The sequence below is a fragment of the Candidatus Rhodoblastus alkanivorans genome (genome assembly GCF_022760755.1).
Taxonomy (GTDB): Bacteria; Pseudomonadota; Alphaproteobacteria; order Rhizobiales; family Beijerinckiaceae; genus Rhodoblastus; species Rhodoblastus alkanivorans.
The window spans coordinates 2,721,959-2,745,548 of record NZ_JAIVFP010000001.1 but is presented as its reverse complement, the minus strand read 5'-3'; the positions used below and the strand labels follow the sequence as shown (position 1 = coordinate 2,745,548).

Below are 23,590 nucleotides of genomic sequence, written 5' to 3'. Positions count from 1 at the left end.
AGGCTCAAACCCAAGACAGCGGCAACGACCACGAACCAGAACAAATTTTTTCTCCCACGTCGCATTAAACGTCCCGGCGACGCTTTCGGATCGCCGGCGGTGAACCGAAGGCTGAGGCTGCGCGTAGAAGATCGTACGCGCCCTTCGCCTGTGAGCCCGTCATGACTCGAACATTTCCTCGTCAAAGACTTGCGGTGATCGGCGCCGGGGTTTCCGGGCTTTCCTGCGCCTGGGCGCTGTCGTGCAACCATGATGTCGTGCTCTACGAGGCCGAGGGCCGGTTGGGCGGCCACGCCAACACGCGCGAGGTGGAATGGGGTGGACGGACGATTCCCGTCGATACCGGCTTCATCGTCTATAACGAGCCGACCTATCCCAACCTGAGGGCGCTTTTCGCCCATCTCGGGGTCGAGACGGCGCCGACCGACATGTCCTTTGCCGTGTCTCTCGACCAAGGCGCTCTTGAATATGCCGGCAAGGATTTGCGCGGCCTGTTCGCGCAGCCCTCGAATATTTTCAGCGCGCGCTTCTGGTCTATGATCCGCGACCTGTTGCGTTTCTACCGTGAGGCGCCGTGCGACCTTTCCCGTCTCGGCGACATCAGCCTCGACGACTATCTGGCGCGCGGCTTCTATGGCGAGGCCTTCATCCACGACCATCTCTACCCGATGGCGGCGGCGATCTGGTCCACGCCGGCCGGCGAGGTCGGCGCTTTTCCCGCGGCGGCCTTCATCCGCTTCTGCGAAAATCACGGCCTGCTCAAACTGGTCGGGCGGCCGACCTGGCGCACAATTCGCGGCGGCTCGCGCGCTTACGTGGGCCGCCTTGCCGAAGCGATTCCCGAAATCCGCGCCGGCGCGGCGGTAAGAAAGGTCGTGCGCTTTCGCGACTGCGTCGAAATCCGGGACGCGCGCGGCGCCGATCGTTTCGACCAGGTGGTGATCGCCGCCCATGCCGACGCGGCCCTCGCGATGCTGGAGCAGCCGAGCGACGCCGAGCGGCGCCTTCTCGGCGCCTTTCGCTACGCCTCCAACGTCGCCTGGCTACATTCCGACGCCAGCTTGATGCCGCGTCGCAAAGCGGCCTGGGCGGCGTGGAACTATCTTGCGGAGCGCGATGGCGACCGCTCCCTCGCGGTGACCTATTGGATGAACCGGCTGCAGCCGCTCGGCGAAGCGCCTCAGCTTTTCGTGACGCTCAATCCGCCGCCGCCGCCGCGCGCGGATCTGATCCATGCGCAGGAGATTTACCGCCACCCGCAATTCGATCTCGCCGCCATGGCGGCGCAGAAAGAATTGTGGTCGCTGCAGGGCGCGGACCGCATCTGGTATTGCGGGGCCTATTTCGGCTCCGGTTTCCATGAAGACGGACTGCAGGCGGGCCTCGCCGTCGCCGAGCAATTGGGCGGCGCGAAGCGGCCCTGGCGCGTTGAAAAGGAAAGCGGCCGGATTTTCCTGACGTCCAAATCGCCGCCTGAACGGGAGCTGGCGCCGGCATGAGCGAATCGGCCCTTTACGCGGGACTGGTGACGCATCATCGGGTGCGCCCGCGCGACCATCGCCTCGCCTACCGCATCTATTCCCTGCTGCTCGATCTCGACGAACTCGATGCGTTGGACAGGCGGCTGCGCCTGTTCTCCGTCGATCGCTTCAACCTGTTTTCCTTCCATAGTCGCGATCGCGGCGACGGCTCGGTCCGGGATTTGCGCGCGCAAGTAGAGGACGCCATGCGCGGCGCGGGGGTAGAGCCCGACGGCGGCAAGATCCTCCTGCTGACCATGCCGCGCCTGCTGGGCTCGGCCTTCAATCCGCTGAGCGTTTTTTATTGCCGGCGGAAATCGGGCGAGCTCGCCGCGGTGCTCTGGGAAGTCGACAACACCTTCGGCGAGCGCCACGCCTATATGATCCCGGTCGAGGGCGACGGCCGCGGCGAGATCGTCCAAAGCTGCGGGAAGAATTTTTATGTCTCTCCCTTCATGAACATGGCGCTCGATTATCGCTTTCGGCTGCGCGCGCCGGACGATCTTCTCAGCCTCGTAATCGAGGTTTCCGACCCTTCCGGCCTGCTGCTGACGGCGCGCTATCAGGCGCGCCGCGAGGCGCTTTCGGATTTCAACCTGCTGCGCCGCTTCTTCGCCACGCCCTTGCTGACCCTGCGCGTGCTCGGCGGCATCCATTGGGAGGCGCTGAAGCTCTGGCGCAAGGGAATCCGCCTGCGCCCCAAGCCGTCGCCGCCCAAGGACCGGGTCACATTCGTTCGCGCCGCCCCGCCCGTTCCGGGCAAACCAGGGATGGATTGATCCATGACGCAAGTTTCCGCCTTTGATATGGACGATGTCGCGTCACGCGCGTGGTTCCGGGCGCATCCCCTCGTTTTCGTCCTGCGTCGGCTGTTGGATCGTTTGCAGGCGGGCCGCCTGTCCGTGAGGCTGCCCTCGGGCGCAAGGATCGACGCCGCGGGCGCGGCGCCGGGGCCCGAGGCCGCTCTTCACATTCAGGATTGGCGCGCGTTTCGCCGCCTGCTGTTGCGCGGAGACATCGGCTTCGCGGAGGGCTATGTCGCGGGCGATTGGACAAGCCCCGACCTCGTTGCTCTGATCCGGCTGGCCGCCGCCAATTCGCCCGCCATGGGACATGTCGCGGCCGGCGCGAGCCTGCATCGCCTGTCCAATTTTTTCCTCCATCGTGCGCGGAAAAATTCGCGGCGCGGCAGCCGCCGCAACATCATGAGCCATTATGACCTCGGCAATGATTTCTTCCGGCTCTGGCTCGACGAAACCATGCTCTATTCCTCAGGCCTGTGGGATGAGGCGACCGTCAGTCTCGAGCAGGCGCAGGGCAAGAAACTCGCGCGCATCGGCCGATGGCTCGACTTGGAGGGCGGCGAAAACATTCTCGAAATCGGCTGCGGCTGGGGCGCGCTCGCCGCGCATCTGGCGCAGGCCGGCGCCGGCCATATTCTCGGCCTCACGCTCTCGCCCGCCCAGCTTTCCTTTGCGCGTGAAAGGCTTGCTCGGGAACGACTCGACAGCGCCGTCGAGCTGAGGCTTCAGGATTATCGCGACGTTTCCGGCGCCTTCGATCGCGTCGTTTCGATCGAGATGATCGAAGCCGTCGGCGAGGCCTATTGGCCGCGCTATTTCAAGAAAATCGCGGAAGCGCTCAAACCCGGCGGCAAGGCGTTGATCCAGGCGATCACGATTGATGAGGCGCGCTTTGAAGATTATCGCGCGCGGCCGGACTTCATCCAGCGCCACATCTTTCCTGGCGGCTTCCTGCCGACCAGGAGCGTCATTGCCGAACAGGCCGCGCGCGCGGGGCTGCGTCTCGCGGGGGCCGAATCCTTCGGCCTGTCCTATGCGCGCACGCTGGCCGAATGGCGTCATCGCTTCGAAAAGCGCTGGGCTGATATCGAAGCTCTCGGCTTCGACGCGAAATTCCGCCGCTTGTGGACCTATTACCTTTGCTATTGCGAGGCGGGCTTTCTCGAACAGGCGACCGACGTCGGCTTTTTCCTCCTTGAGAAGTCAGGAGACCCCTCATGAAGATGCTGGCGGCCTATACGGCGAGCCTCGTCGTTTTCACCGGAATAGACTTCATCTGGCTCGGCCGCATGGGCGATTCATTCTATCGCCCGGCGATGGGCGGACTGGCCATGGACGGCTTTCGCCTCGGACCCGCTGTGGCTTTCTATTTACTTTATGCGTTCGGCGTCGTCTTTTTTGCCGTCAACCCGGCCCTGGCCGCGCAGAACTGGAAAATGGCGGCAGGCTATGGCCTTGCGCTCGGCCTTATCGGCTATGGCGTCTATGACCTGACCAATCAGGCGACACTGAAAACCTGGCCGCTGACATTGACGCTGGTCGACATGGCGTGGGGCAGCTTTCTGACAGGGCTCGCGGCGCTCGCCGGCTATGTCGCCGGGCGGCTCGCCTGATCAAATTCCCATCAGCGGCTGGAACAGCCGGCCCAGCAGGGAATGAATGCGCAGAGGCGCCTCGACCGCCGCCAGACACAGGCATTCGCCTTCCGCCGTCACGCGCGGTTCGTGATCCTCGACCTCTTCGTCGGCTTCTTCCAGATCGCCGGGGCCGTAATAGCCGCGCGCGTGAGCAAAGGCGCCGTAAAGAACCTGGGTCAGCTCAAGCCCGCGATGGCCATGTTCCGGAACCGCGAAACCGGCGGCGATTTTCAGCAGAACGACGCGTTCGCGCGGCGCTTCGGGCAGGGTCACCCGCGCCCAGCGCAGCTTGGGATGGACGAAGCGCCAGCGCCCGATCGCGCAGCCGGACATGGCGGCGGGCAGAACGAAGTCATCCACCCGCGGGGGCGGAACGGCCGGCCGCCGGCGCGGTTCCGCCGCACCCGACTCGATACGCGCGAAAACCTTCTCGATGAGCGCGGCCGAAACCGCGGCCGGTGGCAGGCCTTCGAGCAGGGCGCCGGCCGCCGCCTCGAACAGGCGAAGCTGTTCGCGGCAACGCGGGCAGGCTTCGAGATGGACGTCGACGACCAGCCGAGCGCCGGCGCCCAGGTTTCCTCCGGCATAGCGCACCAGCGTTTCATCGCTGGGATGCTGACGGGGGCGCTCGACCAGACTCATGGCGTCTCCTCCAGCAGCTTTCTCAGCCGCGCGAGCGCCAGCCGCACCCGCGATTTGACCGTGCCGAGCGGCACGCCAAGCTCGCGCGCGATGGCCGATTGCGGCTTTTCGGCGAAATAGGCTTGCTGCAATATCTGCGCCTGTTCGGGCGTCAGTTGCGCCAAGGCCTTTCGGACCGTGCTTTCGCGTTCCGCGGCCAGAACGCCATCCTCGCCGGTGGGGCTGTCGTCGATCTGGTCCCAGTCGTCCAGCGGGAGCATCTCGCGATTGGCTTTTCGGCGCAGGTAATCGACGCGCAAATTGCGCGCGATGACGAAAATCCAGGTCGAGACCCCGCCCTGGGCCTGATTGTAAAGACCAGCCTTGCGCCAGACCGCGATCATGGTCTCCTGGACGATATCCTCGGCCTGGGCCGGCGAAAGTCCGGCGCGCGACAGAAAGGACGCAAGGCGGGGCGCGAAAAAGCCGTGCAGGCGGGCGAAGGCTTCGCGGTCTTGGGCGTCAGCGACGGCTTGCAGCCAGGATTGCAGCATTTCAGGCGTGGGCGCCGAATTTTCCGTGTTTTCCGTCAGCACCCGAGCCTGGCCGCCTTCTTTCGGACCCGCTGCGGCTTTCCTGCGAGGCGTATGTCCGAACAGGGCGCCCCGCCGCCTGAGCGATGGCATTATCGTCAATGGCGCGTCGAGGTCCAGCTTCGCAACCGCGCCAGGCGGAGAAATATCGACCAGAACGGCGCTCATCTTTCACGCGCCAAAGCGAAGAAGCGCGCCTGCTCTGTGGGATCGTCGCGGAAGCGGCCGGAGAAACGCAAAGTCGTCGTCACCGCGCCGGCCTTGCGCACGCCGCGCATCGACATGCACATATGTTCGGCTTCGATCAACACGGCCGCGCCGCGCGAGGTCAGGAAATCATCGAGCGCGCGGAGAATTTGCGAGGTCATCGTCTCCTGCGTTTGCAAGCGTCGCGCATAGATTTCGACCAGACGCGACAGTTTCGACAGGCCAACCACGCCGCGCTCCGGGTAATAGGCGATATGGGCCTTCCCGAAGAAGGGCGCCATATGGTGCTCACAATGCGAGACGAAGGGAATGTCGCGAACGAGGACCATTTCGTCGTAGCCCTCCACGTCCTCGAATATTTTGTCGAGGATCTCCGCCGGATTTTCGCCGTAACCCGCGAAAAGTTCGCCGAAGGCCCTGACGACGCGCGAAGGCGTATCGAGCAAGCCTTCGCGCGCAGGATCGTCGCCAGCCCAGGCGAGCAGCACGCCGACGGCGGCCTCCGCCTCGGCGCGGCTCGGGCGCGGGACGGGACCTCGCGCGTCATCCAGCTCGATCCTGAGCGATCGGGCGTCTATGTCCCGAGCCAGTTCGTCCATGTGCATCCCCGCGCCGGCGAGCAATTTCATTTAGCGTGGGTTTTTACGCGCCAGACGGAACGATGGTTCAGTTTCGTCGCTGCATTTTCCACTTTCGCCAAATGGCTCGCCCCTCTCCAGATCGTGCGCGCGAGCGGGGGGCGCCTGCCCCGCGGCGACCCGATCACGCGTGTCAGGGCCGGCGACCGAAACCCTCCACAAAGACAGCCATCCAACAAGGGGGCAAAGTGTCAGATCTCGACTTCGAGCGAGCCCGACCTATTCCGGCTTGAGCAGGACGTGCTTCTTCTTGCCGACCGAGAGCTTTGCGACGCCGTCATTTCCAAAATCCTTGGCGCCGAGCACGTAGCGCTCGTCGGTGATCGTCGCGTCGTTGAGCCTCAGCCCGCCGCCCTTGATCTGACGGCGCGCTTCGCCGGTCGAGGGCGTAAGGCCCGCCTTGACGAAGGCGGTCAGCACGCCGAGGCCGGCGGCGATCTCGCTTTCCGGCACGGTCACGGTCGGCAGGCTTTCGGCCAGCACGCCTTCCTCAAAGGTCTTGCGCGCGGTTTCGGCGGCGGCTTCGGCGGCTGCGCGGCCGTGCAGCAAAGCGGTGGCCTCGTTGGCGAGAATTTTCTTGGCCTCGTTGATCTCGGCGCCTTGCAGCGCCGCGAGCCGGGCGACCTCATCGAGCGGCAAGACGGTGAAGAGCTTCAAGAAGCGTTCGACGTCGGCGTCTTCGGCGTTGCGCCAATATTGCCAGTAGTCATAAACGGGGAGCATGTCGGCGTTGAGCCAGACGGCGCCGGCGGCGGTCTTGCCCATTTTCGCGCCAGAAGCGGTGGTCAGCAGCGGCGAGGTGAGGGCGTAAAGCTGCGGCGTTCCCATGCGGCGGCCGAGATCGAGGCCGGTGACGATATTGCCCCATTGGTCCGAGCCGCCCATCTGCAAAATGCAGCCGTGGCGCTTGTTAAGCTCCACGAAATCATAGGCTTGCAGGCACATATAATTGAATTCGATGAAGGACAGCTCATGCTCGCGCTCAAGCCGCAGCTTGACCGAATCCATCGCCATCATGCGGTTGACCGAGAAATGGCGGCCGACGTCGCGCAGGAAGTCGATGTAATTCAGCTTGCACAGCCATTCCTCATTGTCGCTCATCAAAGCGTCGGTCTTTCCCGCGCCGAAGGTGAGGAACTTTTCGAAGACCTTTTTGATCGAATCCTTGTTGGACTCGATCGTCTCGACGGTGAGCATTTTCCGGCTTTCGTCCTTGCCGGAAGGATCGCCCACGCGGGTCGTGCCGCCGCCCATCAAGGTGATCGGCTTGCCGCCGGTCTTTTGCAGCCAGTGCAGCATCATGATCGGCAGCAAAGAGCCGACATGGAGCGAGGCCGCGGTGCAGTCGAAGCCGATATAGGCGATGAGTTCGCCGGATAGCGCTTTTTGGTCGAGGCCTTCGACATCGGAGCACTGGTGAACGAAACCGCGCGCGAACAGCGTACGGAGGAAATCGGATCTGGGTTGATATTCGCTCATAAGGACCTCGGCTTTCGCCGAGGTTTAGTTTTTTGGGACAGGGCGCGCAAGGCCGACGGGGATTGGACGGGCTGTAGCGAGCCTCCGCCCAGGTCGAACGGCGACAGGCCGGCCCTCATTCCCCGATAATCTTTACTAGCGCCCGCTTGCGCCTTCCGCCGTCGAATTCGCCATAAAAAATCTGCTCCCAGGGGCCGAAGTCCAATTTGCCGTTGGTGATCGCGACCACCACTTCCCGGCCCATGACCTGACGTTTCATATGGGCGTCGGCGTTGTCCTCGCCGGTGCGGTTGTGCCGATAGCCGGACACCGGTTCATGCGGCGCGAGCTTTTCCAGCCAGACGTCATAATCGTGGTGCAACCCGCTCTCGTCGTCGTTGATGAAAACGGAAGCGGTGATGTGCATGGCGTTGACGAGGCAAAGTCCTTCGCGCACGCTGCTCTCGCGCAACGCCGCCTCGACTTGCGGCGTGATGTTGACGAAGGCGCGCCGACCGGGCGTCTCGAACCAAAGCTCCTTGCGATAGGATTTCATCAGCGCGCTCCTCATCGGCGTCGGATGGCGGCCGGAATGTCCGTTGGCGCGAAATCGCCCCGGCGCCGACGACGGAGGCGCGTCGTTCCGGGCTGGCGATCCGACAGCTTCAATCACATATGCGAATTTGTCTATTTCATTTTGTTTCGGCACGCAAAATAACGAATCGACGAGGCCGGGGATTCCGGCATCGGCCTTGCGAAGGGCGGTCGGTCGGCCGTATAAGCGCGCACCCAATCTTCGCCATATTTGTGCGTTCTTCGCTCAAGCGGCGATGCGCCGTATGGACGGCGTGGCGTCCTTTGCGCCTGCCAATGAAGGTCCTCATGTCACTCCGGGACAAGCTTCGTTACCGTTTTATCAAAATATATGCCAATGCAAGCAAGGTTGTTCTTTCGCTTCATTTGGCCTTTTTTCCGTCGATAAGGAAGGAGCTGCCCGTCTGTGAGCCGGCGTCGCGTCCGGAGCCCTCTGAGAGACGCATTCCACGCATCATCTGGCAGACAAACTATACCGGGTCCGTAACTCTTCAGGTTTATGCCTGTTTCCGTTTCAATCGAATTCTATCCATGACCCATGAATACCGTTTTCAGAACGATCAGGAGTGCGACCGATTCGTTAAGGACTTTTATCCAGAAGAAACATGGCGAGCCTATAAGCGCTTGCAAATCGGTGCGGCGCGCGCCGATTTTTGGCGAATGCTGGTTCTGCTGAAATATGGCGGCATTTACCTGGATATTGATGCGAATTTCGTAGAATCTCCGGATAATGTCATTGACGACGACGCCGAGGGCGTCTTCATCGTCATGAAGAACGGCGAGATCACCAATTATTTTCTGGCGAGCGCACCCGGAAATCCGGTTCTCGCCGAGGTTTGCGCGCGCATCGTCCAGAATATCAACGCTGGCGTTTTGCCTGGCGTCTTTGAAATGACCGGCCCGGTCGTACTCGACGCCGTAATCAAGGAATGGGGCGTCAAATATATCAGTTATAAGAAAATCTGCGTCCAGGGCCAGTTTACCTCCAAGAAAGGCCAATATGCCGACAAGCCGGATGGCGTATGGACGATCGCCCAGAAGCTCAAGCCGGTTTTGGCGGAGGAGGCCGCGATCGACGATTCCGCCGCGGGCGGGGGGCAGCCGCGGGAGTTCGGATGATTTCGCGCTCGGGTCGGTAACGGACAGGCTTCGCAGTCTCGCGACAGAGCGTGTCGTAAATAAATCACATATTGTCGTGATTCGGGGCGATTCCAAGTCCAGAATCGCCGCGGCCTAGGAAGAATTGGTGGCGTGACAAATGCAGAGGCGCCGAATAGTTTTCTGCCAAAAGTCGAAAGGACGGACATGCAGCCGCGTCACGACCATTCGCCTCTGCCGGCCGCGCGGCGCGCCGGCCCCATTTTTCCTCATGCTGACGCCGACGAGGTCGCCTTCGCCGGCTTCGCCTTCCTCGCGGGCGATCCGCCGGCGCGCGCCGGCATTTTCACGCTGACCCGCCGGATCGGCGAATTTCTCTATCCCGTGATCTTTGTCGAGGCCGAGGACATGGCGGCCGAAGCCGCGCGGCTGCGCGCGGACGAGCAGGTTCTCACCAGCGGCCTTGCCGACGGCTGTTTCTGGACCGCGCGCGACAACGCCCGTCTGCGCCATCACGCCCTGCGCGACCTGGTCGGCAAATATGACCCGCCGCTCAACGAGGAATTCCGCATGGGCCGGGCCGCGCCCGAAATCGCCGCCCTTGTCGCCGACCGCGCGAAAAACCTTCCCGTGGGCGAGGCGGAGCATGGCGCCGCGGCGATCGACGCCACGGAAGCCGACATCAAGGCGATGGTTCGCGCCTTTTACGCTGAAGCCTTGCACGACCCGTTGATCGGGCCGGTTTTCGTCAGCCACGTCTCGGATTGGGAGCATCATTTCGATATCGTGCAGAATTTCTGGTCGCGCTCGCTGCTCGGCACGTCGCGCTATGCCGGCAGTCCGTTCACGCCGCATCTGTCGATGAACCTCAAGCCAGAATTTTTCGATCGCTGGGTCGCGTTGTTCCGGAAGAACGCCGAGGCTCATTTGAAGCCGGCGGCGGCGCGGGCGGCGATCGCGCGGGTCGAGCATATGAGCGTCTGTTTCCAGGCCGGCCTTTTCCCGCCGACAATGCCGCGGAAGGAGCCGGCGGCGTGACCGGCGCTCAAGAAGGTGGGCCCCAGGCCTTTTTTGCCGCCATGCGCGTGAGTTTCGACCGGATTCTCGGGGAGGGGCGCGGCGATCCGCGCCTGGTGGAGGCGCTGACCGCCCAGGCCTTCGAAAGCTATGAGCGCACCGCCGAAATCCAGAGCGCGGGCCAGCCGGAGCCCGTCTGCGCGCGCGGCTGCGATACATGCTGCTGTCTTCATGTTTCGGCCACGGCGCCGGAAATTTTTCTCGCCGCCCGTTTTCTGCGCCTGACCGCGCCGGCCTTCGCCCGCCATGGCGTCGATCTGGATGAGAGGCTGGCGCGAGCCCATGCCGCGACGGCGGGCAAGAGCCAGCAGGAGCGTTTCACTTCCTGCCAGATGTGCCCTTTCATCATCGGCGGCGCCTGCGCGATCTATTCCGTGCGCACGCTCGCCTGCCGTGGCCATGTCTCCTATGACCGCGACGCCTGCCACGATGTGGCGGCGGGCGGCGATTCCGACGCGCTGCTGTCGGGCGCGCACCGCACGGTGCGTTCCTTGGTCCAGAGCGCCCTGCAGGCGTCGCTGCGCGATGCCGGGCTCGACTGGGGCGTGTGCGAATTCCTCGCCGGGCTCGACCGCGCGTTGCGCGATGAGGATTGCGAAGCGCGCTGGCTGCGCGGCGAAAAGGTCTTCTCCGATCTGCGCGAGGACTTGGGCGTAGCGCAGGACATGGCGGCGACCTTCGACGCGCTGCGGCCGAGCTGATGCGTAGCGGACGAAATCCGGCTTTGGTTCCCTCAAACGTAGGGCTCAAAACGGCGGAAAGCTGTCATAGCGGCTTCAGCCGGTTTTGACCCTACGCGGCCACTCGCGAAAACTGCCCGGCTAGAGCTGGCCGCGGCCATTGCCCCGATCGTCGGGGCTCTGGCGGCACAGGGACGGCCGCCGAAAACCCCGGTCCGCGATCTCGCTGGCCTTTTGGCGGCTTCAGCCGCTATGCGCGCGCCATCCTTGATCAGGCTGATCAATTCGCGTGATAACCGCGACCAGGCTGATCATCAGTTGAACGCCCCGGCTCCTGGGCGTTCAGTTTGCGCTCATGGGCGGCGCGCGCCAAAGGCGCCAGCCACCACGCGATCGGCGCCGACGCAACCAATGTCGCTGCGACCACGAAAGGCATCAACATCATGGCGATGTTCGCGAGCGGCGTCGCTAAAACCAGAACCACGCCGATGCCGAAAACGACGGCCTGCACCATCATGTAAATCACGATGGCGATAACCATGCGATTTGACATGCGATTTCGCATTTTGTCCTCCCAAACACTTTGAATTCCTCTGGCGTACAACGCACAGCGATCCGACCGTGTTCCTTTTCTGGGCAATTTGCGCGCCTCTCGCTTCCTGCCCGAGGTCGCGAACGCAGAGGTGCAAGGCTCGCCGCCGCGTCATAGACCCTGCTCTGGTTCGACACCGCTATTGTCGGCGCCGCCTGGTCCACACCGCATCTGGTCAAGTGCGCCGATGAGGCACTGTACGCGGCAAAAAATGCGGGACGAAATCGTGTCGTCACCTGGACCAAAATTCCGTCGTCGGTTGGGGAATCTCGGCTAGGACAATTGGCAGTAGGTCTCGATACGTATGACGGCTCGAAACGGCTTGCCGCGCGGCAAACAGGATGAGCACACGGACTCTCACTGAGTTTGTCGCGCTAAAGATTTCAGCCCCGCTGCGACGCATGGAGTGTGGAAAGACACGCGGGCGACCCCATAGGCCCTGTTTCGTGGGACGGCTGCTTACCCGGGTAAGAAAATAAGTTGGTCAGCAAGCGCCGAATTACCATTTATGGCGCCGAGCCGTCCTTTGCGGTCGTCAGCGAAGGGCTCCTTCGAGCCGAATGCGGGCGTCGCCTTCGGGCGCCAAGCGTATGATTTTGACCGTTAGGCCGCCGGGGGGTGGATTTCGTCCGGCTCGCGGGCCTTGGCGATGCGCTCATATTCCGAGCGCACATGGTCGGGGCCATATTTGCGCTCCAGGCGCCGAACCGTGAAATGGCCCTTGGCCAGCGACTGGAAATGGTCGATGAAGGCGAGATTGATCGCCGCTCCGCCGAATGCGCCGAGCGCCGGCGTGGCCTGGGCCAGGAGCTTCTGGCTGACCACGAAGCCGAACCTTGTTCCGATCTGCGCCATCAGCTTGACCAGAGCCGGCGCGGCCTCGTCGATCACGCCCCGGCTGGCGATATAGCGCGCGGCTTCCGAGATCGAGCGGGCGAGCAGGCCGCGAATGGCGAAATAGCCTGATTCCGACACATTGTCGCCGGGCGTGCGGCCGTCGAGGGCGAAGACTTCGAGGCAGGCCATGGCGGCCTCCGGGTCGCGCAGATCCTCGCCTTCGGCGCGCGCGATGTCGGCGATCGAGCGCAGCATGACCGTTGTGCTGACCGGCAGTTCTAAGGGCAGGCTGGCGAGGCCGAGCGCGCCGCCCGCCGCGCCTGAGGCGGCGACGAGGATCTTGTGGGCGCGGTCGCGGTCGCGCACCGGCCTGCCGGCGAGGCTCGCCAGCGCCGCGCGCAAAGCGACCTTCATCGCGCCCATGACGGCGCCGTCGATGATTTTCGCGGCCTTTTCCGGCGCCAGGGTCTTGAGGAAATTGACCTTGCGTCCGACCGCATTGGCCAGCCGCAGCGCCGGACCGATATGCTCCAGCCGCCGGACCGCGTCCATCAGGGCGGCGTGGTCGGCGGCGGTCATACGAGCGGAGTCGAGATCGGGTGTCATTTGCGCTGTCCTTCGGCGCGGGGCGACCGCAGGGAAATGTGGCTGATTTTCGTGAATTCAAGCCCGAAATTAACTCTGGCGGTCTGTCGGAGGTTAAAGCGGTCGCTCGTGTCAGTAAAGCGTAAAGGATGTGCGCGCTCGGCCCGCGGCGTCGAGGGCGCTAAAAATCAGGGCATTCGGACGAATCCGGACAATTTGAAGCAATTTTCTCAGCGCTGATTATACTTAATTCGTCTCGGCGCGAAAATGAACGCATTTGTCTAAAATGCGGCAGTTTTACTTACGCCGCCAACAAATCGTCCCGGTCATTATTCCCCTAACACAGGGGAATGACATGCGTGTCTCGAATTTTCTGGTCCTTGCTTTCGCTCTCATGACCGTCGCCTTTCTGGCCAGCCCCGCCGAAGCCTTTTCCAGCCACGACGTTGCCTATGCCTCGGTCGGCGGCGAAACCAGCATTCCCTATGGCTGGCTTGTGTTCTGCGGGCGCTACAAGAGCGAATGCTCCGGCCCCGCCCTTGCTCCGGTCGACGTCAATCTGACCGCCAGCGCGCGGCGCGAGATCGAACAGGTCAATACCATCGTCAATCACGCTGTCGAACCCGTCGCCGACATCGATCATTGGGGCGTGGTCGATCGCTGGGACTATCCGGTGGACGGCAAGGGCGATTGCGAAGATTATGCCTTGCTGAAGCGCAGAATGCTGATCGAGCGCGGCTATCCCCGTCAGGCCCTGCTGATTACGGTGGTTCGCGACGAGAACAACGAAGGCCACGCCATCCTGACGGTCAAGACCAACGCCGGCGAATTCATCCTCGACAATCTCACCGACGAATTGAAGCCGGTCGATCAGGTTACCTATCGTCTGGTGAAGCGCCAGAGCCAGCAGGACCCGAATGTCTGGGTCGCCCTCGGCCCCGCAGCCGCCCCGGTTTACGCCTCGCGTTGAGGACCTTGGGAAACGATGGCGCCAAAACCCCGCTCAGGCGGGGTTTTCTTTTGAGATTTTTCGCCGCGCCCATTATCACCACGGGTTCAGCGGGAGGGATGTTCAATTGCGCGTGGATCTGTTCGATTTCGACCTTCCTGAAGGACGCATCGCCTTGAGGCCGGCGGAGCCGCGAGACTCGGCGCGGCTGCTCGCGGTGACGCCGGACTCTTTTCGCGACGCCTCGGTGCGCGACCTGCCGGCCTTTCTGCGCCCGGGCGACGTGCTGGTGGTCAATGACGCGAGGGTGATCCCGGCGCAATTGTTCGGCTGGCGTCGGCGCGGCGAGGCGGTCGCGCGGATCGAGGCCACCTTGCACAAGCGCGAGGACGCCTCTCATTGGCGGGCCTTCGTCCGGCCGGCGAAAAAGCTGAAACCCGGCGAGAAGGTGATCTTCGGCGAGGCGCGCGAGGGCGCGGCGTGCCTTGCGGGCGCGCTCTGGGCCGATGTGGCCGAAAAGAACGAGGGCGAGGCCTTGCTTTCCTTCAACCTGTCGGGACCTGCGCTCGACGACGCGATTTTCGCCCTCGGCCACATGCCTTTGCCGCCCTATATCGCCTCGCGCCGCGCCGACGACGACAGGGACGCGCGCGACTACCAGACCTTGTTCGCCGACAAGAGCGGCGCCGTCGCCGCGCCGACGGCGGGCCTGCATTTCACGCCGGAACTGGTCGAGGCGGTTCGAAAAGCGGGCGCGACCCTGGAGAAGGTCACGCTTCTGGTCGGCGCCGGGACTTTCCTGCCGGTGAAGGCCGAGGACACCGCCGGCCATGTCATGCATGCCGAATGGGGATCGGTCGACGCCCAAGTCGCGGCGCGGCTGAACGCGGCGCGAGCGGCGGGCGGGCGGATCGTCGCCGTCGGCACGACCTCGCTACGCATTCTTGAAAGCGCCGCCGACCCTTCTGGCGTCATAAGACCCTTCGCCGGCGAGACTTCGATTTTCATTACGCCGGGCTATGAATTCCGCGCGGTCGATGCGCTGATGACCAATTTCCACCTGCCGCGTTCGACCCTGTTCATGCTGGTCAGCGCCTTTTCCGGGCTGGAGCGCATGCAGGCCGCCTACGCCCACGCCATCGAGGCGAATTACCGCTTCTATTCCTATGGCGACGCCTGCCTGCTGCTACGCGGCTGAGAACTTGCGCCACGCGCTCCATTTCCTGAACAGCCGTTCCCTGGCCGGCGGATGCACGTTGAGCTTGGTCAGGTCGCCATTGGCATGGGCGACGAGGACGGGATCGACGAGCCGGCTCCACAGCGGCGGGAGCAAGGTGATCAGGCTCATGCCGGCATAACCGGTCGGCAGCTGCGGCGCTTCCTCGAAATGGCGCAGGGCCTGGTAATGGCGCATCGGATGGGCATGATGGTCCGAATGGCGCGGCAGGTGGTAGAGCATGATATTCGTGCCAGATGGCTCGAATTCCATGAATGGCGCGGTTCGCAGGGCTGGTAGCGGCCGTCCGGCCGCTTGGCGCGCAGCAGACCGTAGTGCTGCACGTAATTGACCATTTCCAGCATGGTGAGGCCGATAAAGCCTTGCAGGACGAGCCAGGGCAGCACGCTCCAGCCGAGCCATGCGACCAGGGCGCCGAACAGCAGCGGCGTGATGATCCAGGCGGAAAGAACGTCGTTGCGCCAAGTCCAATGCGGTTTGCCCCAGTGGGACTGGTCGCGGCGGACGAACCGCTGCTTTTCGAGGTTCCAGGCGTCCTTGACCCCGCCGACCAGGGTCCGCGGGAAATAGACGTAGAAGCTTTCGCCCATGCGCGCGGAAGAGAAATCCTCGGGCGTGGCCGCCCAGACATGATGGGAGCCGTTGTGCTCAATGGTGAAATGGCCGAAAAAGCTCGGCGCCAGCACGAATTTCGCCAGCCAGCGCTCCAGCGTTTCCGGCTTGTGCCCGATTTCATGGGCGTTGGTGATGGCGATGCCGTTGGCTATGCCGAGCGTCACGACGAGGCCGAGCGAATCGATCCAGTTCAGCCCGCCGTTCGTCAGCATCCATGCGCTCCAGATCAGCGAGGCATATTGGATCGGCATGACCAGATCGGCGACCCAGCGATAATAGGGCTCGTTCTCGACCGCCGCGATTTCCGAAATTTCATAGCTCGACTTGTCCACGCCGACGATGAAGTCGATCATGACGACGCCGAGAATGAAAATGGGGCCGAACCAGTAGAACAGGCCCAGCCCGGTCGCCTTGACCAGCAGATAGCCAAACACGGGCAGGGCGGGGGGAATGAAGCCGAACAGCCAGAGCCAGCGCTTGGCTCCATACATGCTGTTGTCGCGGCTCGGCAGAAAGCTTTCGACGTGGCTCACGGCGCGCTCCGATAGCGTGGAAATGCTTGCAAGTCCCTTCTCTAGCGAAGGCGCTGCGGCCGGACTGTCACGGTTAATACATTCTAAACAAAAAATCCGGGGGTCTGAGCAATCTCGTCCCGAGCGAGACGGAGCGCCGAGATCCCGAGAATAAGAAAATTCTACGAGAAAATCAGTGAATCCGCGCAAGTCGCCAGGGCGCGAGGCTCTTGCCCATGCGATCGCGATTGCGACACTCTATGCGCCGTTCCGCCTTGCGCTGCGAGGAGCCGGAGCGCTTTGCTCGATGGGGAAGGATCGTCCATGTCAAAATTCTACTCGGAGAAGCATCGCGCTCTGCAGGACAAATTCGATTCGCGCCGCATGGCCGATTTGATGGAAAACAACATTGTCCATAATGAATTCGCGGAGCACGAGAGCGCGTTCATTCAATCGCTGGACATGTTCTTTCTCTCGACGGTCGATGGGGCCGGCCGGCCCACCGTTTCCTACAAGGGAGGCGCGCCAGGGTTCGTAAGGGTCACTGGCCCTTCGGCGTTGGTCTTTCCATGGTACGACGGCAACGGAATGTATTATTCGGCGGGGAATTTGATGAACGCGGCGCAGGTCGGCCTGCTGTTCATCGATTTCGTGACCCCCAATCGCCTGCGCGTCCAAGGCGAAGCGGAAGTGCGTTTCGAGCATCCGCTTCTCGATCTCTATCCGGGCGCGGAATTTCTCGTCAATGTCGCGGTCGAAGCGATCTGGGTCAATTGCCCGCGCTATATCCATCGCCATGAGAAGGTCGGGCTGTCGAAATATGTGCCGCAGCCGGAAACGCTGGCGCCGCTGCCTGGCTGGAAGCGGCTGGACATCGTGCAGGACGCCATACCGGCGCGCGACCGGGAGCGGGTCGCCGGCGCTGGCGGCGAGCTTTCGATGGAAAGCTATGCGGAACTGATCGCCAAGGGTGAAGCCTGAATCTCCCTCCCGGATTTTTCGGCGGGACTCCCGCCGAGGCGGCTCTCACCGCCGGCGGATAGGGGCCTTGCGCCTCGCATTGCGCCGGCGCCGTGATTAAATCGTCGATCGGAGCTCAATGGCGGCAAAAGGTCTTTTCCCGGCGGCGCGCTTTGACTAGTTTGCGCTGCCGCAGCCCGAGCCGAGATTCCCGCGCCCATGTCCGAACGCGCCGAATATTACGTCACCACCGCCATTCCCTACGCCAATGGCGCGCCGCATATCGGCCATGCCTATGAGCGCATCGCGACCGACGCCTTCGCGCGCTTCCACCGGCTCGACGGGCGCGAGGCGCTGTTCGTCACCGGTATGGACGAGCATGGCCTGAAGATGCAGCAGACGGCGACGCGCGAGGGCTTGACTCCGCTGGCTTTGGCGGATCGCACGGCCGGGCAGTTCCAGGCCATGGGCGAGAAGCTCAACGCCGTCGCCGACGACGTCGTGCGAACCACGCAGCAGCGCCACAAGGCTTGCGTGCAGGAAATCTGGCGGCGGATGGCGGCAAAGGGCGACATTTACTTGTCGAAATACAGCGGCTGGTATTCGGTCCGCGACGAGGCCTATTACGACGAAAACGAACTCACCGAAAACGCCGAGGGCAGGAAATTCGCGCCGACCGGCACGCCGGTCGAATGGGTGGAGGAGGAGAGCTATTTCTTTCGCCTTTCGGCCTATGCTGAAAAGCTGCTGGCCCATTACGAGGCCCATCCGGACTTCATCACGCCGGAGAAATACCGCAACGAGATCGTGGCTTTCGTGAAGCGCGGGCTGAATGATCTTTCGATCAGCCGCACGACCTTCGACTGGGGCATCCCGGTCCCCGGCGACGAACGCCATGTGATGTATGTCTGGGTCGACGCGCTCACCAATTACCTGACCGCGACCGGCTGGTTCGACGGCGGCCCGCGCGCGAAATTCTGGCCCTGCGACGCTCATGTCATCGGCAAGGACATCACCCGTTTCCACGCCATCTTCTGGCCGGCCTTCCTGATGTCGGCGGATGTTCCCTTGCCGAAGCAGATCGTCGTCCATGGCTTTCTGTTCAATCGTGGCGAGAAAATGTCGAAATCGGTCGGCAATGTTATCGATCCGATGGCGCTCGCCGACCATTATGGCGTGGACGCCTTGCGCTATTTCTTCCTGCGCGAGGTGCCCTTCGGCCAGGACGGCAACTATTCCCACGAGGCTATCGTCCAGCGCATCAACGCCGATCTCGCCAATGATTTGGGCAATCTGGCGCAGCGTTCGCTGTCGATGATCGCCAAGAATTGCGGCGCGAAGGTTCCCGAGCAGGGCGAGGTCCAGTCGGCCGACGCCGAGATGCTGGCCAAGACCTATGGGGCGGTTGAGGCGGTCCGCGGCGCGATGGCCGCCTATGCGCCGCATCAGGCGCTTGCCGAAATCTGGGCCGTGGTGGGCGACGCCAACCGCTATTTCGCCGGCCAGGAGCCCTGGAAGCTTGGCAAAAGCGATCCGGGGCGGCGCGACGCGGTTCTGTTCACGACCATCGAAACCCTGCGTGTGGTTGGCGTCCTATGCCAGCCCTTCATTCCAGCGGCGGCGGGAAAATTGCTTGACCTTCTCGCGGTCCGCGCCGATGAGCGCGATTTCCGTTATGCGACGCCGGAGCATCGGCTGTTCGCCGGCGCCGACCTGCCGGCGCCGGCGCCGATCTTCCCGCGCTATGTCGAGCCGGAGGCGGCCAACTGATGCTGATCGACACCCATTGCCATCTCGATTTCCCGGAACTGGTCAAGGACCGCGCCGGGGTGCTGGATCGCGCCGCCGCCGCCGGGGTCGGCCGGATGATCACGATCTGCACCGAGATCGAGAAATTTCCCGACATTCGCGCCATCGCCGAAAGCGACGACAACATCTTCTGTTCGGTCGGCACGCATCCCAACCACGCGCAAGACGAGCGCGAATTTTCCTCCGCCGAAATCGTCAACCTTGCAATGCATGAGAAATGCGTGGCGATTGGCGAGGCGGGGCTCGATTATCATTACGACCGCGCCCCGCGCGATCTCGCCCATCGCGTCTTCCGCGCCCATATCGTGGCGGCGCGGGAAACCGGCCTGCCCTTGGTGATCCATACCCGCGACGCCGACGAGGACATGGCGGCGATCCTGGCGGACGAGATGGCCAAGGGAAAATTCAAGGCGCTGCTGCATTGCTTTTCGTCCAGCCGGGCGCTGGCCGAACGGGGAGTCGAGCTTGGGCTTTACGTCTCCTTTTCCGGCATCGTGACCTTCAAGAACTCGCACGAATTGCGCGAGATCGCGAGGGACGTCCCGCTCGACCGGATGCTCATCGAGACCGACGCGCCTTTCCTCGCCCCCACGCCTTATCGCGGCAAGACCAACGAGCCGGCTTTTGTCGCGCAGACGGCGAAAATTCTCGCCGAGGTCAAGGGAATCGAACTTGATGAGCTGGCTGAAGCGACGACAGCCAACGCCATTAAATTGTTCGATAAAATGCCGCCGCTCGCCGCATGACGATTGACGTTGTCATATTGGGCTGCGGCTCGTCGGCGGGCGTCCCCCGCGTCGCGCAGGGCTGGGGCGAATGCGACCCCAACAATCCGAAGAACCGCCGCCGCCGATGCGCCATCCTGGTGGAAAAGCGCGGCGAGAGGGAGCCGACCAGGCTGCTGGTGGACGCCGGCGCCGACCTGCGCGAGCAGTTGATCGCGACCGAGGTCCATCGGCTCGACGCGGTGCTGCTGACCCACGCCCATGCCGACCACATCCACGGCCTCGACGATCTGCGGCCCCTGACCATGGCCATGCACCGCAAGATCGACGTTTTCTTCGATCCGCCGACCTGGGCCGCGGTGGGTTCGCGTTTCGATTATCTGTTCGAGACCCCGCCGGGCAGTAATTATCCGCCGCTGCTCATCCCCCATGTCTTCGATTATGGCCGAAGCTTTGCGCATGGCGGCCCGGCCGGGGAGATCGACGTTCTGCCCTTCCGGCTCAATCATGGCGACATCGACGCCGTCGGTTTTCGTTTCGGCGCCTGCGCCTATACGCCGGACGTCAAATATGTCCCGCCCGAGAGCATGGAGTTTCTGGAAAATCTCGATCTGTGGATCGTGGACGCGCTTCGGCACAAGCATCATCCGAGCCATCTCTCGGTAGCTGAGACGCTGGAGCTGATCGCGCATTTCAAGCCGAAGCGCGCGGTGCTGACCAATCTGCACACCGATCTCGATTACGAGGTCCTGCGCCGTAATCTGCCGGCGAATATCGAGCCGGCCTATGATTTCATGCGGCTGAGCGTCTAGCCCTTGGACCGGCTGGCCGAACATTACCGGCTCTGCGGCGAGGCCCTGCGCGAGGCCGACCGCGACCGCTGGCTGGCGTCGATGTTCGCGCCGGACGCGGCGCGGCCGCATCTTTTCGCGCTTTACGCCTTCAACGCCGAGGTCGCGCGCATAAGCGAGCAGGTTTCCCAGCCGCTGCTGGGCGAAATGCGGCTGCAATGGTGGGTCGACGCGCTCAATGCGGCGGGGGGCGGCGAGCCTTCCGCCAATCCTACCGCCGACGCCTTGCTCGCGACTGTCGAGACCTGCGGCCTGCCGCGGCAAAAGCTGCTGGATTATCTAGAGGCGCGGCGCTTCGACCTTTACGACGACCCGGCGCCGGACAGGGCCTTTCTGGACCAATATTGCGACGAGACCTGTTCCGTTCTTTTTGGCCTTGCGGCCCGCATTCTGGGCGGGGCCGAGGCCGAGGATGTCGCGGCTGCGGCTGGCCGCGCCTATGCCGTCACGGGCTTGCTGCGGGCGCTGCCCTGGCATGTCGCGCGCCGGCAATGCTACCTGCCTGTCGATATGCTTGCCCGGCATGGGCTGACGCCGGCCGATCTGTTCGCGCGCGACGGGACGCAAGCCGTCAAGGCCGCGTTGGCGGAGCTGCGCGCTTTGGCGCGCGACGATCTGGTCAAAGCGAAACATGGCGTCCTCTCCCTCCCCAGGCCGGCGCGCGAGGCTTTCCGCCTTCTCGCTCTGCCCGGGCTTTATCTGGACCAAATGGAGCGCCGGGATTACGATCCCTTTTCGACGCCCGTCAACGTGGCGCCCTGGCGCAGGCAGTGGGCGCTCTGGCGATACAAAAGCTAGATCCGAAAATCCGTTCGCACAGGGCGTCCTCTTGGTTCTCTTTCGTGGCCTTCGCCTCGGCGGGGATCTCGTCCTCGCCGAAACAGGCCTGTTCCCAAAGGTCGATCTTGGCGACGTCGTGATTGACGGACGCGAGATCGTCCTCGCGCCGGATCGCGGCGTCCATCGGATGCTCCCTTTCGGGCGAAGATATCCTCCGCCCGTGAAGGTCCCGCGACAGAAATCGGGGCGAATCGTGGCGAGATTCGACCTCTCTCGGGCGGCCGGTCGGGGAAACGCCCGCCGTTTCCCGACTGTTCGACCTTATGGCGCCGCCGGGCAGGCAATTTCCTTTCGGACGGCCGCGGCGAAGGCCTTCAGCCCGCAATTGATGCGCAAGGGGTTGAGTTTGCCGCCCTTTGGCCAGGCCTGATAGGTCACGATGCTGCGCGTGATGGCGATGACTTTGTAATTTTCGGCGCCGGCCGAATAGCATTTGCCGGCTTCGATCGCTTCTTCATTCATCGGCATGACGGGGTTCCTTTCGGCCTCAATCGTGGTCGTGATCTTCTTTGACATGTCGGACATGTTTCGCCAGGAAAGCCCCGGCCGCGTCGGCGCCGTCGCCGTCGATCTCATGGCCGAGGCCGGGCCGCTTGAAGCTCCAAACCGGCGCGCCGCGCGCCTTCAGGGCGTCCTTCAGCGCCAGCATGGCGGAATAACGGGCGTCGGCGTCGCCGTGGACCAGCAGGGTCGGGGCCGGGTCGGCGAGTTCGTCAGGCAGCGTCTGCGTCGGATAGGCGCCGGAAAAACCGACCAGGGCGGCGAGCTTCTGAGGCCGGCGCAGGCCGACGGTCAGCGCCAGTTCCGCGCCCTGGCCGAAGCCGACCAGCGCGAGATGGGAGGCGGGCAGGCGGGTTGTCGCGAGTTGCGCGTCGAGGAAGGAATCGAGCGCGGCGGCGCTTTCGGCGAAAGATTGCGGCCGTTCCGCCTCGCGCCAGACCGCGCGGCCTTCGGGGTCGCGGAAAGGGGCTTCGAGCGCGACGAAATCCGCCTTGATCATCTCGGGCACCCAGCCCAGGGCGAGATCGGCCATGTCCTGGCCGCTCCCGCCTTCGCCATGGAGCAGGACGACGAGATAGACGGGCTTGCCGCAGGATAAAGCGGCGAGTTTCGGACCTTCGATGATTTCGGCCATGGCGGTCTCGCGGATTGCGCGGACCGCCAATCAATTATCGTGCCGCGTCGAATGTCGCGCCGCATGGCCCGATCCCTGCTTCGGCTTGGCGGCGTCGCCTTTGTGACAGGACGGGGCGGCGCGAGGGACAAAGGGCATGCCGATGACGCTTGATCTCAACGGAAACTGGACCGACGCCGATCTCGCCAAATTGCTGGCTTCGCAGGTGGACGACCGCGACTGGCGCCTGGAAGTGGACGCCAAAGGCGTCGCTTCGCTCGCCGACAAGACCGCCAATCCGACCGGTTCCGACTACGACGAAACCCTCCATTGTTTTCTTGAGACCTGGATGGCGGGCACGGATTTCGTCGGCCCATCGGCCGCGGGTGAGAAGGCCCTCGTCGGGAAGATCGCCAAGGCGCTGCGCGACAATTACCCGGCTCTCAAAGGACCCAAATTCGTATATGTTGCTTTGTGAGGGCCTCGCGGGAGGCCCGCGAGGCCGAGGCGCGTCATGGCGAAATCGGGCGGGAAAAATCCCTATCTGAGTCTGTGGCTCAGCGGCGCCAACAAGGTTTTCGGCGCCGCGCGCGGCCACGCCATGAATGAAATGCGCCGACAGCAGGGGATCGCTTTGCGCAAGGCGCAAAAGACTGTTCTGGATTTCTGGGGCGGCGCGCTGAACCCCGGCGTGGCGAAGACGCGCAAGACGAGGAAGTGAAGGAAAAAGTCCCGGTTTGAACTTCGGTCTGCAACGTCAGAAAGCCCTTCGAGCTTGCTTCCCAACGTCCGTGCCAACGCCATCAGCGGTCACGCCGCAAGTCATTCGAACGCGTGCTTATGACCCGATGCGGTATTGCATATTCGAGAGAATGTTGTCGCCCACGGCTGAAAGCCAGTCCTGCCCCTGGTTGCCGGGTCTCTGGGCGACCACGCCGGGACAGGTAGTGAACGAATGAGCTATGAGGAACGTGACAAAGTCTTGGCCGACTTCGTCCAATCATTCGAGCCCTCCAATTCCGTTGGAACCTTGTCGAC

General features: G+C 63.2%; 28 protein-coding genes. 16 read left to right on the top strand and 12 right to left on the bottom strand.

Annotated features, from left to right (window positions below; all coding sequences use genetic code 11):
* Positions 1 to 161 precede the first annotated feature (161 nt).
* From K2U94_RS12655 to K2U94_RS12640, 4 genes are read left to right on the top strand one after another with little or no spacing between them, the layout of a single operon-like run.
* Complete coding sequence (locus K2U94_RS12655; protein WP_243067557.1) at positions 162 to 1,499, top strand: NAD(P)/FAD-dependent oxidoreductase; 1,338 nt, start codon at positions 162 to 164, stop codon at positions 1,497 to 1,499.
* On the top strand, positions 1,496 to 2,299 hold the full coding sequence (locus K2U94_RS12650) for a DUF1365 domain-containing protein (protein WP_243067556.1): 804 nt from the start codon (positions 1,496 to 1,498) through the stop codon (positions 2,297 to 2,299). Before K2U94_RS12655 ends, K2U94_RS12650 begins: the two co-directional genes overlap by 4 nt.
* 3 nt (positions 2,300 to 2,302) lie before the next feature.
* A complete protein-coding gene (locus K2U94_RS12645; protein ID WP_243067555.1) occupies positions 2,303 to 3,544 on the top strand; it encodes an SAM-dependent methyltransferase in 1,242 nt (413 codons plus the stop codon).
* Positions 3,541 to 3,936: a DUF2177 family protein gene (locus tag K2U94_RS12640; RefSeq protein WP_243067554.1), complete on the top strand. Its 396-nt coding sequence runs from the start codon at positions 3,541 to 3,543 to the stop codon at positions 3,934 to 3,936. Before K2U94_RS12645 ends, K2U94_RS12640 begins: the two co-directional genes overlap by 4 nt.
* Here the strand turns inward: K2U94_RS12640 and K2U94_RS12635 are convergent, their stop codons facing one another.
* The 5 genes from K2U94_RS12635 to K2U94_RS12615 all read right to left on the bottom strand — a co-directional run bounded on the left by K2U94_RS12635 (position 3,937) and on the right by K2U94_RS12615 (position 8,033).
* Entirely contained in the window at positions 3,937 to 4,602 is a 666-nt protein-coding gene (locus K2U94_RS12635) for a ChrR family anti-sigma-E factor (protein ID WP_243067553.1), read from the bottom strand.
* Positions 4,599 to 5,177, bottom strand: coding sequence for a sigma-70 family RNA polymerase sigma factor (locus K2U94_RS12630; RefSeq protein WP_243067552.1), 579 nt, complete (start codon positions 5,175 to 5,177; stop codon positions 4,599 to 4,601). The genes K2U94_RS12635 and K2U94_RS12630 overlap by 4 nt, the downstream gene beginning before the upstream one ends.
* Before the next feature lie 161 nt (positions 5,178 to 5,338).
* On the bottom strand, positions 5,339 to 5,980 hold the full coding sequence (folE, locus tag K2U94_RS12625; RefSeq protein WP_243067551.1) for a GTP cyclohydrolase I FolE: 642 nt from the start codon (positions 5,978 to 5,980) through the stop codon (positions 5,339 to 5,341).
* A 258-nt stretch (positions 5,981 to 6,238) separates the two neighbouring features.
* The gene (tyrS, locus tag K2U94_RS12620) at positions 6,239 to 7,498 is read right to left on the bottom strand and encodes a tyrosine--tRNA ligase (protein WP_243067550.1); all 1,260 of its coding nucleotides are present in this window, start codon (positions 7,496 to 7,498) and stop codon (positions 6,239 to 6,241) included.
* A 115-nt stretch (positions 7,499 to 7,613) separates the two neighbouring features.
* On the bottom strand, positions 7,614 to 8,033 hold the full coding sequence (locus tag K2U94_RS12615) for a secondary thiamine-phosphate synthase enzyme YjbQ (RefSeq protein ID WP_243067549.1): 420 nt from the start codon (positions 8,031 to 8,033) through the stop codon (positions 7,614 to 7,616).
* 314 nt (positions 8,034 to 8,347) lie between these two features.
* On the opposite strand from K2U94_RS12615, the gene K2U94_RS12610 reads away from it, so the two are divergent.
* From K2U94_RS12610 to K2U94_RS12600, 3 genes are all read left to right on the top strand, one after another.
* Complete coding sequence (locus tag K2U94_RS12610; protein ID WP_243067548.1) at positions 8,348 to 9,190, top strand: glycosyltransferase family 32 protein; 843 nt, start codon at positions 8,348 to 8,350, stop codon at positions 9,188 to 9,190.
* 186 nt (positions 9,191 to 9,376) lie between these two features.
* Positions 9,377 to 10,207: a group III truncated hemoglobin gene (locus tag K2U94_RS12605; protein ID WP_243067547.1), complete on the top strand. Its 831-nt coding sequence runs from the start codon at positions 9,377 to 9,379 to the stop codon at positions 10,205 to 10,207.
* Positions 10,204 to 10,947, top strand: a complete 744-nt coding sequence (locus K2U94_RS12600; RefSeq protein ID WP_243067546.1) for a hypothetical protein — start codon at positions 10,204 to 10,206, stop codon at positions 10,945 to 10,947. Before K2U94_RS12605 ends, K2U94_RS12600 begins: the two co-directional genes overlap by 4 nt.
* 259 nt (positions 10,948 to 11,206) lie before the next feature.
* On the opposite strand, the gene K2U94_RS12595 is transcribed toward K2U94_RS12600, so the two are convergent.
* Together K2U94_RS12595 and K2U94_RS12590 are read right to left on the bottom strand one after the other, a co-directional pair.
* A complete protein-coding gene (locus K2U94_RS12595) occupies positions 11,207 to 11,467 on the bottom strand; it encodes a hypothetical protein (RefSeq protein ID WP_243067545.1) in 261 nt (86 codons plus the stop codon).
* Positions 11,468 to 12,121: 654 nt separating this feature from the next.
* Positions 12,122 to 12,961, bottom strand: a complete 840-nt coding sequence (locus K2U94_RS12590; RefSeq protein WP_243067544.1) for an EcsC family protein — start codon at positions 12,959 to 12,961, stop codon at positions 12,122 to 12,124.
* A gap of 334 nt (positions 12,962 to 13,295) precedes the next feature.
* On the opposite strand from K2U94_RS12590, the gene K2U94_RS12585 reads away from it, so the two are divergent.
* Complete coding sequence (locus tag K2U94_RS12585) at positions 13,296 to 13,910, top strand: transglutaminase-like cysteine peptidase (protein WP_243067543.1); 615 nt, start codon at positions 13,296 to 13,298, stop codon at positions 13,908 to 13,910.
* 106 nt (positions 13,911 to 14,016) lie between these two features.
* A complete protein-coding gene (gene queA, locus K2U94_RS12580; RefSeq protein WP_243067542.1) occupies positions 14,017 to 15,087 on the top strand; it encodes a tRNA preQ1(34) S-adenosylmethionine ribosyltransferase-isomerase QueA in 1,071 nt (356 codons plus the stop codon).
* Here queA and K2U94_RS12575 read toward each other — a convergent pair.
* Both K2U94_RS12575 and K2U94_RS12570 read right to left on the bottom strand, forming a co-directional pair.
* A complete protein-coding gene (locus tag K2U94_RS12575; protein ID WP_243067541.1) occupies positions 15,076 to 15,237 on the bottom strand; it encodes a hypothetical protein in 162 nt (53 codons plus the stop codon). The genes queA and K2U94_RS12575 overlap by 12 nt on opposite strands.
* Positions 15,234 to 16,274, bottom strand: coding sequence for an alkane 1-monooxygenase (locus K2U94_RS12570; protein ID WP_243067540.1), 1,041 nt, complete (start codon positions 16,272 to 16,274; stop codon positions 15,234 to 15,236). Before K2U94_RS12570 ends, K2U94_RS12575 begins: the two co-directional genes overlap by 4 nt.
* A gap of 303 nt (positions 16,275 to 16,577) precedes the next feature.
* On the opposite strand from K2U94_RS12570, the gene K2U94_RS12565 reads away from it, so the two are divergent.
* From K2U94_RS12565 to K2U94_RS12545, 5 genes are all read left to right on the top strand, one after another.
* Entirely contained in the window at positions 16,578 to 17,234 is a 657-nt protein-coding gene (locus K2U94_RS12565) for a pyridoxamine 5'-phosphate oxidase family protein (protein WP_243067539.1), read from the top strand.
* A gap of 198 nt (positions 17,235 to 17,432) precedes the next feature.
* Positions 17,433 to 18,983, top strand: coding sequence for a methionine--tRNA ligase (metG, locus tag K2U94_RS12560; RefSeq protein WP_243067538.1), 1,551 nt, complete (start codon positions 17,433 to 17,435; stop codon positions 18,981 to 18,983).
* On the top strand, positions 18,983 to 19,768 hold the full coding sequence (locus K2U94_RS12555) for a TatD family hydrolase (protein WP_243067537.1): 786 nt from the start codon (positions 18,983 to 18,985) through the stop codon (positions 19,766 to 19,768). Before metG ends, K2U94_RS12555 begins: the two co-directional genes overlap by 1 nt.
* Positions 19,765 to 20,559 (top strand): MBL fold metallo-hydrolase, encoded by a 795-nt coding sequence (locus tag K2U94_RS12550; protein WP_243067536.1) that lies wholly within the window; start codon positions 19,765 to 19,767, stop codon positions 20,557 to 20,559. The genes K2U94_RS12555 and K2U94_RS12550 overlap by 4 nt, the downstream gene beginning before the upstream one ends.
* Before the next feature lie 3 nt (positions 20,560 to 20,562).
* Complete coding sequence (locus K2U94_RS12545; protein ID WP_243067535.1) at positions 20,563 to 21,396, top strand: phytoene/squalene synthase family protein; 834 nt, start codon at positions 20,563 to 20,565, stop codon at positions 21,394 to 21,396.
* On the opposite strand, the gene K2U94_RS12540 is transcribed toward K2U94_RS12545, so the two are convergent.
* From K2U94_RS12540 to K2U94_RS12530, 3 genes are all read right to left on the bottom strand, one after another.
* Positions 21,344 to 21,562: a hypothetical protein gene (locus tag K2U94_RS12540; protein WP_243067534.1), complete on the bottom strand. Its 219-nt coding sequence runs from the start codon at positions 21,560 to 21,562 to the stop codon at positions 21,344 to 21,346. The genes K2U94_RS12545 and K2U94_RS12540 overlap by 53 nt on opposite strands.
* A 137-nt stretch (positions 21,563 to 21,699) precedes the next feature.
* On the bottom strand, positions 21,700 to 21,906 hold the full coding sequence (locus tag K2U94_RS12535; RefSeq protein ID WP_243067533.1) for a hypothetical protein: 207 nt from the start codon (positions 21,904 to 21,906) through the stop codon (positions 21,700 to 21,702).
* A gap of 19 nt (positions 21,907 to 21,925) precedes the next feature.
* A complete protein-coding gene (locus K2U94_RS12530) occupies positions 21,926 to 22,603 on the bottom strand; it encodes an alpha/beta hydrolase (protein ID WP_243067532.1) in 678 nt (225 codons plus the stop codon).
* A 112-nt stretch (positions 22,604 to 22,715) separates the two neighbouring features.
* Here K2U94_RS12530 and K2U94_RS12525 point away from each other — a divergent pair, with 112 nt between their 5' ends.
* Both K2U94_RS12525 and K2U94_RS12520 read left to right on the top strand, forming a co-directional pair.
* Positions 22,716 to 23,030 carry a hypothetical protein gene (locus tag K2U94_RS12525; RefSeq protein ID WP_243068865.1) on the top strand — a complete coding sequence of 105 codons (315 nt, stop codon included), beginning with the start codon at positions 22,716 to 22,718 and terminating at the stop codon, positions 23,028 to 23,030.
* A 36-nt stretch (positions 23,031 to 23,066) separates the two neighbouring features.
* On the top strand, positions 23,067 to 23,273 hold the full coding sequence (locus tag K2U94_RS12520) for a hypothetical protein (protein ID WP_243067531.1): 207 nt from the start codon (positions 23,067 to 23,069) through the stop codon (positions 23,271 to 23,273).
* The last annotated feature ends 317 nt before the right edge of the window (positions 23,274 to 23,590 follow it).

Excerpts from the sequence above, each read along its gene's own strand:
- K2U94_RS12655 (WP_243067557.1), top strand. The coding sequence starts at position 162 with ATGACTCGAACATTTCCTCGTCAAAGACTTGCGGTGATCGGCGCCGGG.
- K2U94_RS12650 (WP_243067556.1), top strand. The coding sequence starts at position 1,496 with ATGAGCGAATCGGCCCTTTACGCGGGACTGGTGACGCATCATCGGGTG.
- K2U94_RS12645 (WP_243067555.1), top strand. The coding sequence starts at position 2,303 with ATGACGCAAGTTTCCGCCTTTGATATGGACGATGTCGCGTCACGCGCG.
- K2U94_RS12640 (WP_243067554.1), top strand. The coding sequence starts at position 3,541 with ATGAAGATGCTGGCGGCCTATACGGCGAGCCTCGTCGTTTTCACCGGA.
- K2U94_RS12635 (WP_243067553.1), bottom strand. The coding sequence starts at position 4,602 with ATGAGTCTGGTCGAGCGCCCCCGTCAGCATCCCAGCGATGAAACGCTG.
- folE (WP_243067551.1), bottom strand. The coding sequence starts at position 5,980 with ATGGACGAACTGGCTCGGGACATAGACGCCCGATCGCTCAGGATCGAG.
- tyrS (WP_243067550.1), bottom strand. The coding sequence starts at position 7,498 with ATGAGCGAATATCAACCCAGATCCGATTTCCTCCGTACGCTGTTCGCG.
- K2U94_RS12615 (WP_243067549.1), bottom strand. The coding sequence starts at position 8,033 with ATGAAATCCTATCGCAAGGAGCTTTGGTTCGAGACGCCCGGTCGGCGC.
- K2U94_RS12610 (WP_243067548.1), top strand. The coding sequence starts at position 8,348 with ATGAAGGTCCTCATGTCACTCCGGGACAAGCTTCGTTACCGTTTTATC.
- K2U94_RS12605 (WP_243067547.1), top strand. The coding sequence starts at position 9,377 with ATGCAGCCGCGTCACGACCATTCGCCTCTGCCGGCCGCGCGGCGCGCC.
- K2U94_RS12595 (WP_243067545.1), bottom strand. The coding sequence starts at position 11,467 with ATGGTTATCGCCATCGTGATTTACATGATGGTGCAGGCCGTCGTTTTC.
- K2U94_RS12590 (WP_243067544.1), bottom strand. The coding sequence starts at position 12,961 with ATGACACCCGATCTCGACTCCGCTCGTATGACCGCCGCCGACCACGCC.
- K2U94_RS12585 (WP_243067543.1), top strand. The coding sequence starts at position 13,296 with ATGCGTGTCTCGAATTTTCTGGTCCTTGCTTTCGCTCTCATGACCGTC.
- K2U94_RS12575 (WP_243067541.1), bottom strand. The coding sequence starts at position 15,237 with ATGAGCCTGATCACCTTGCTCCCGCCGCTGTGGAGCCGGCTCGTCGAT.
- K2U94_RS12565 (WP_243067539.1), top strand. The coding sequence starts at position 16,578 with ATGTCAAAATTCTACTCGGAGAAGCATCGCGCTCTGCAGGACAAATTC.
- metG (WP_243067538.1), top strand. The coding sequence starts at position 17,433 with ATGTCCGAACGCGCCGAATATTACGTCACCACCGCCATTCCCTACGCC.
- K2U94_RS12555 (WP_243067537.1), top strand. The coding sequence starts at position 18,983 with ATGCTGATCGACACCCATTGCCATCTCGATTTCCCGGAACTGGTCAAG.
- K2U94_RS12550 (WP_243067536.1), top strand. The coding sequence starts at position 19,765 with ATGACGATTGACGTTGTCATATTGGGCTGCGGCTCGTCGGCGGGCGTC.
- K2U94_RS12540 (WP_243067534.1), bottom strand. The coding sequence starts at position 21,562 with ATGGACGCCGCGATCCGGCGCGAGGACGATCTCGCGTCCGTCAATCAC.
- K2U94_RS12535 (WP_243067533.1), bottom strand. The coding sequence starts at position 21,906 with ATGCCGATGAATGAAGAAGCGATCGAAGCCGGCAAATGCTATTCGGCC.
- K2U94_RS12525 (WP_243068865.1), top strand. The coding sequence starts at position 22,716 with ATGACGCTTGATCTCAACGGAAACTGGACCGACGCCGATCTCGCCAAA.
- K2U94_RS12520 (WP_243067531.1), top strand. The coding sequence starts at position 23,067 with ATGGCGAAATCGGGCGGGAAAAATCCCTATCTGAGTCTGTGGCTCAGC.